Annotated in this window: 5 protein-coding genes and 1 pseudogene; 2 read left to right on the forward strand and 4 right to left on the reverse strand. The window is 67.5% G+C overall.

The features are described 5' to 3' along the window. Positions 1 to 491: 491 nt before the first annotated feature. A pseudogene (locus A5714_RS01455) lies at positions 492 to 1,397 on the forward strand (DUF4185 domain-containing protein); the annotation flags it as partial. Positions 1,398 to 1,450: 53 nt separating this feature from the next. Continuing rightward, positions 1,451 to 1,684, forward strand: a complete 234-nt coding sequence (locus A5714_RS01460) for a hypothetical protein (protein ID WP_068281991.1) — start codon at positions 1,451 to 1,453, stop codon at positions 1,682 to 1,684. 383 nt (positions 1,685 to 2,067) lie between these two features. Here the strand turns inward: A5714_RS01460 and A5714_RS01465 are convergent, their stop codons facing one another. From A5714_RS01465 to A5714_RS01480, 4 genes are all read right to left on the reverse strand, one after another. Continuing rightward, positions 2,068 to 2,973 (reverse strand): MerR family transcriptional regulator, encoded by a 906-nt coding sequence (locus A5714_RS01465; RefSeq protein ID WP_068065582.1) that lies wholly within the window; start codon positions 2,971 to 2,973, stop codon positions 2,068 to 2,070. Between the two features lie 12 nt (positions 2,974 to 2,985). Beyond that, positions 2,986 to 4,488 carry an NAD(P)/FAD-dependent oxidoreductase gene (locus tag A5714_RS01470; protein ID WP_068065580.1) on the reverse strand — a complete coding sequence of 501 codons (1,503 nt, stop codon included), beginning with the start codon at positions 4,486 to 4,488 and terminating at the stop codon, positions 2,986 to 2,988. Beyond that, positions 4,485 to 5,405, reverse strand: a complete 921-nt coding sequence (locus A5714_RS01475; protein WP_068065577.1) for a reductase — start codon at positions 5,403 to 5,405, stop codon at positions 4,485 to 4,487. The genes A5714_RS01470 and A5714_RS01475 overlap by 4 nt, the downstream gene beginning before the upstream one ends. A gap of 25 nt (positions 5,406 to 5,430) precedes the next feature. Further along, a partial coding sequence (locus A5714_RS01480) for an SDR family oxidoreductase (protein WP_068281993.1) occupies positions 5,431 to 6,237 on the reverse strand: 807 nt, incomplete at its 5' end.

Consider the following 6,237-nt stretch of genomic DNA (forward strand, 5'->3'; position numbering starts at 1 on the left):
CCTCCGGGGCGCCGCAGGGGGTGGCGTTGGCGGTCGGCGCGGGCCCCACGACGAGGACGAATCCGACAGCGGCCGCCGACGCCATCGTGAGCGACACGCTTCGAAGAATCGCCGACATGAAACACCTTTCGAGTGACAGGACACCCCGTGGGGGTCTGCAGTTCGCTCATGTGACGATAGTGATTTAAGAGGCTTATGTGACCGGTGGTGAATCAAAAGGTATCCATCCGTGATGGTGTCGCAACGCGGCAGCGGGCACCCCGCGCCGGGCGTCTACGCGGTTTGCTGAGACGTGCTCGCGCCCACCCTTCCCGGTGCTCACCGACCGGGCGCGCACCGTGGCCACCTGCGCGATTGCCCGTCGACGAGCACCGGGGCCCGCGGGCGAACGCGGGTCGGCGGCGGTTGCGTCCGGCTCCGCGGGCCGCGCTGCGGGAAGCGGCCCGTACGAGTACTGTCCCTTCCGGCAGCGCACCGAGATCCCGCCAAGGATGGCCTTCGGTGACACCTTCGGCTACTGCAAGGTCAAGGGCCAGCAGTGGCGCTACAACACGTTGTTCCGCAGCTCGGATCACGATCTGTCGCAAGGCATTCACATCGCCGACGGAGTCCCGAACAACCAGTACTCGGGCTCGCCGGTGTGGACCACCAACCTGTCCAAGCAGGTCGTCAACACGATCCACAAGGCGGCCCACGAGACTGGCATCATCCCCACGGCGGCGATGTCGCTGGGCCGCACCCAGTACATGAGCTACATGTCCATCCGGCAATGGGGTCGCGACGGTGAGTGGTCGACCAACTACTCCGCCATCGCCCGGTCCAACGACAACGGGCAGAACTGGGGCATCTTCCCCACCACCATCCGCACGGCCTCGGCCGACGCCATCCCGGGTGCCGGCTTCACGCCCGGCAACGAGAACTTCCAGATGGGCGCCTTCATGAAGGGCAACGACGGCTACATCTATCAGTTCGGCACCCCGTCGGGCCGCGGCGGCGCGGCGTTCCTGTCGCGCGTCCCACCCGCCCAGCTGCCCGACTTGACGAAGTATCAGTACTGGAACGGTGACGGCGAGGGCCGTTGGGTCCCCAACAACCCGGGTGCGGCGACGCCGATTTTCCCCGGCCCGGTGGGGGAGATGTCGGCGCAGTACAACCAGTACCTCAAGCAGTACCTGGTCCTCTACACCGACGGCGGCAGCAACGACGTGGTGGCGCGGACCGCTCCCACGCCGCAGGGCCCGTGGAGCCCGGAGCAGCCCCTGGTGTCCTCGTTCCAGATGCCCGGCGGCATCTACGCGCCGATGATCCACCCGTGGTCGTCGGGTCGCGACCTGTATTTCAACCTGTCCCTGTGGTCGGCGTACGACGTGATGCTGATGCACACCGTGTTGCCGTAGGTCGCAAGCCTTGCACGAGTGATGATGAGTGAACCGAGGAGAGGAGATCGGCGATGATCACCTTGGAGAACCACGCGATGTGGCAAGACCTCGTCGAGGGCCACAGCGCCGACCGCCCGGACGGCCGCCGGTTGTTCAACGGCCACCGGATGGCGTTCCCGGCCGTCGGCCGGGCCGGGCGACCCGAACTCGAGGTGTCCATCGAGGGTGTCCGGCGCCGCGGAGGCGCGGTCAGCCTCGGCATCACCTTCAACGGGGTGGACTGCCGGCGCGCGCACGCCCGCTGAGCGCCCGACGGCGCTAGTCGGGCGGGGGCGCCGGCGGCGGTGTCCACCGCCGGCCGTCGGTGGTCCAGCCGCAGGGTAGGTAGTTCAGCTGCGGCGGTTGGCCCTCATAGGTCAGGCACCGGGGCGCCCCGGGCGGTGGTGCCGGGCTCGGTGGTGCCGGATCGGCTTGTGCCGCAACGCCGCCGAGCATCATAGCTCCGGCGGCCAGGAGTATCGCTGCTGTCTTCCTCATCGCGGATTCAGCGAGCTGAGCGACCGGCGGTCGCTGATTGTCAGCCGTTGCCCTCGCTCGTCAATGCTAGACCCGATGGCCCGCGGCGACCCTGATTTTGCTCTGTGTGAACCTTGAATATCCGCTGTCCGATCGGTGTCGGACCGGACGTTCAGTTGGCGGGGCTCGACTCGAGATAGTCGGCCAGGATGCGGCTGACGAGCGACTCGATGTTGGATTCGATGGACGACGCGAGGGTGGCCGTCACCGTCGCCACCGCCTGGGTGCGAAAGCGCACCAGCATGGTGATCAGTTCGGCAATCTCGGCGTCGGCCGGAAGCGGCTCGCCGGGCTTGATGTGGTCCAACACGTGTTCGGCGCCGGCCCGCACCAGCATGTCGCTGATCTTGTCGATCTCGGGCACGATCTGCTCGTGCAGGTCGACGAGCTTGTCGTAATCGACGCCGTAGCCGCGCATCTCGTTGAACGCCTCGATGAGCTTCGGCCGCGTGACGGTGGCCTGCTCGCCGTCGACCCGGATCACCTGCAGACCCACCAGCCGCTCGAACGCGCGCGCGTCGTCCACGAGTCGGTGGGCGTCGGCCAGCGGCATGGTCTCGGGCTTCTCGGTGGTCCAGGTGCCCACGATGGCCGTCTCCAGGCCGAGCACGTCACCGAGGTTCTTGCCCTGCTCCCACGCGCTGAGCATCTCCCGCACGTGTGCGATGTTGTACCCGCGGTCGAGCATCGACGTGATCAGCCGCAGCCGGGTCAGGTGGGTGTCGTTGAACAACGCGATCCGCCCGACCCGCAGCGGCGGCGGCAACAGGCCGCGGTCGCGGTAGACGCGGATGTTGCGCGTGGTGGTGCCGGCCAGCCGGGCCAGGTCGTCGATGCGGTATTCGCCCGAGCCGACGCCGCCGTGTGGGTGGCGCACGGCGGCGTCGAACAGCTGGGATACCGCGGTCTCGAGGAAGTCTCGCGACTGGCGCCGGACCCGCTGAGGTGCGCGCCGCACGTTGTGCAGCACGCTGGCGATGGTGCCCGGTTCGGGACGGGGCGGTCGGTCCGGCGCCATGTCAGCGCGGCGTCAGGCCGACGAGGTGGCGCGCGCTACGGCGTGACGCGCCACCGCCTGGTAGTCCTCGTACCGGAAATCCCTCATCTGGCGAAGATACTGCGTCGCGAAACCCGGATACATCGACCCGTTGAATCCGTCCTTGGTGAGGTACCAGCTGCGGCACCCCGACATCCAGGTGGTTCTGGTGAGTCGACGCTGGATCAACTCGTTGTGGCGGCGCTGAACCTCCTCGCGGACGTCGAGATACCGCAGGTCGTTGTCCAGGATGGCGGTGATGCCGCGCACGGCGTAGTCCAGCTGGCCCTCGATGTAGACCAGCAGCGAGTTGTGCCCCGGACCCGAGTTGGGTCCGGTCATCACGAACAGGTTGGGGTAGCCGTGCACGTTGATGCTCTTGTAAGCCTGTGCCCCGCAGGCCCATTCACCGGCCAGCGATCTGCCGTCGAGCCCGGTGACCGGGAACGGCGGGCCGGTCAGGTGCACGTCGTAGCCGGTGGCGAACACGATGCAGTCCAGGTGGTGTTCGACGCCGTCGCTGGTCCGGATGCCCGCGGGGCTCAACGTGGCGATCGGCCAGTCGATGAGCTTGCAGTTGTCGCGTTGCAGCGCCGGGTAGTAGTCGCTGGAGACGAGCATGCGTTTGCAGCCGGGCCGGAAGTCCGGCGTGAGCTGCCGGCGCAGCCACGGGTCCTTCACCTGGGCGCGCAGGTGCGCCCGGCCCAGCCTGGACACCAGCGAGGTCAGCGGCGTGTCCCACACCAGGGCCGTGGCGCTGGCTTCGTGCCCCCAGAACAACGCTTGGCGCGCGAGTTGTTGGGTCGCAGGGACTTTGGAGAACAGCGCCTGCACGGCGGGCGGGGTCGCGGTGTCCAGGCGCGGCAACACCCAGCACGGGGTGCGTTGGAACACCTTGACGAACCCGGCCTGCTTGACCAGTTCGGGAACGATCTGGATCGCGCTGGCGCCCGTGCCGATGACGGCGACCCGTTTGCCGGTGAAGTCGTAATCGTGGTCCCAGCGGGCCGAGTGGATCTTGTGTCCGCGGTAACTGTCCAGCCCCCGGATGTCGGGGAAGCTGACGTCGGACAGTGGGCCGGAGGCGAGAACGACGGTGCGGGCACGAAACCGCTTGCGGTTGGCGGTGTTTGCGGTCCACACCCCCTGGGCCTGGTCGAAGGTCAGGTCGGTGACCCGATGGCCGAACTTGATGCGCTTGCGGATGTCGAACCGGTTCGCCATCTCCTCGAGGTGACGATAGATCTCCGGGGCGGGGGAGTAGGTGCGCGACCAAGTGGGGTTCTTGACGAACGAGTAGGAATACAGCAGCGACGGAACGTCGCAGCTGGCACCGGGGTAGGTAGTGTCGCGCCACGTCCCGCCGACTCGGTCGGAGCGCTCCAGGATCACGATGTCGTCGACCCCGGCCTCGGCCAGCCGGATCGCAGCCCCGAGCCCGGTGAAGCCGGCGCCGATGATGAGCGCCGCGTGGGCGCGATTGTTCGCCACGGTCATGCCGCCGGCTCGTGGGTGAGTTCTCGGGACCACGTCGGCATCGACCGCAGCAGCGGCTTGGGATAGAAGTCCGACAACCACACCATGGAGTTGGCCAGCAGTTGGTAGGGGTGACGCGGGTTGACCACCCACATGCCGTGCCGCTTGAGCAACTTGTAGGTGGGCACGCGGCGGGTGTGCTCGCCGCGGTCGCCGAGTTGCTTGAAGCGGTTGACCGCGTTGAACAGTCGCTCGGTGTCCATGCCCATCGCGGCCATCTCGTTGCGGACCCGGTTGAGCAGGGGGATGTACATGATCATCCCCAAGACCAGGCCGGGTGAGGCGAAGCGGCCGACGAAGTCGATGACCAACCGCCGGGCGGTGGCATGCCCGATCATGTCGAGGACCTCGAAATCGACCGCGATGTGCCGGGATTCGTCGTTGTTGATCTTCTCGAAGACCTGGTGGCAGACGGGGTCTTCCACGGACTCCAGCAGGAACTTCAACAGCGCACCGTCGAGCGCGACTTCCAGCATCGGGATCACCGTGCCCAGCACCGAAAGCGGCATGTCGTCGGCGAAGGTGTCCAGCCACTCGATGGCCAGTTTGATGTTGACGTTGGGCTCGGGTACCTCGCCGTCGGCGAGCATGCCCCACCGCTTCATCAGTGCCAGCTCGGCGTTGGCGTGGCGTTGCTCCTCGGCGTGGAAGTACCGGTAGATCTCGGCGATCGTCGGCGTGGGCGCCTTCTTGGCCAGCGCCGCGAAACCTCGCGCTCCGATGTTCTCGATCCAGCACAGGTCGGCCATGAAGGCCTTGAGCTTGGGGCGGAATTCGGGCCGAATGGTCTCGGCTCCCGGTGCGTCCCAGTCGATATCGGCCAGGGCCCACTGCCGGTCCTTGATCTTGGCGAGCATCACTTCCATGTCGATGGCCATCAGGTGCGTCCTTCCATTCGGGGGTTCAGGGCAGATTGATTCGGGACACCAGACCGACCGCACGGGTATACGCTTGCGGCGCCAGGCGTTTGACGTTCCAGCCGATCTTGGCGTCGAGCTGCGGCATGCAGTACAGCTCCCCGCGGTCGTGTGCGTCCAGGCAGATGCGGGCCACCTTTTCGGGGGAGAACCCGGTCCAGCGCATGAGCCTGTTGGCCAGTTCGCTCGATTGCTCGCTGATGCGGCCCGATTCGACGATGTTGGTCTTGACGAAGGTGGGGCACAAGACCGTGACCTTGACGCCGGAGCCGGACAATTCGGCGGCCAGCGTCTCCGACAGCGACAGCACGCCGGCCTTGCTGACGTTGTAGGCCGCCATGCCGGGTGCCGCCCCGAACGCGGCGGCCGACGCGACGTTGATGATGCCGCGCGGGGCGTGCGCCGCGGCGGCGTCGCGCAGGATGGGGGCGAAGACGTGACAGCCGTGAATCGGACCCCACAGGTTGATGCCCAGCGTCCAGAGCCAGTCGTCCAGGGGTGCGTCGCCGACGGCGGCGCCGCCCGCCCCGACACCGGCGTTGTTGATCACCAGGGTGGGTGGGGCGCCGAACCAGTCCTGCGATTGCTCCGCCAGGTCGCGCACGTCGTCGAATTGCGAGACGTCGCAACGGATGGCCACCGCCTTCGCGCCGTGCTCGACGATCGCCTCGGCGGTGCGCTGGGCGGCGAGGAGGTCGATGTCGCTGCACACGACGGCACCGCCACGGCGGCCGAGTTCGACCGCGAAGGCGGCCCCGATCCCGCTACCGGCGCCGGTCACGACCGCCGCCGC

The organism is Mycobacterium sp. E2462, from assembly GCF_001672685.1.
Lineage (GTDB): Bacteria > Actinomycetota > Actinomycetes > Mycobacteriales > Mycobacteriaceae > Mycobacterium.

Coding starts and splice junctions, on each gene's coding strand:
- A5714_RS01465 (WP_068065582.1), bottom strand. CDS start 2,973: ATGGCGCCGGACCGACCGCCCCGTCCCGAACCGGGCACCATCGCCAGC.
- A5714_RS01460 (WP_068281991.1), top strand. CDS start 1,451: ATGATCACCTTGGAGAACCACGCGATGTGGCAAGACCTCGTCGAGGGC.
- A5714_RS01470 (WP_068065580.1), bottom strand. CDS start 4,488: ATGACCGTGGCGAACAATCGCGCCCACGCGGCGCTCATCATCGGCGCC.
- A5714_RS01475 (WP_068065577.1), bottom strand. CDS start 5,405: ATGGCCATCGACATGGAAGTGATGCTCGCCAAGATCAAGGACCGGCAG.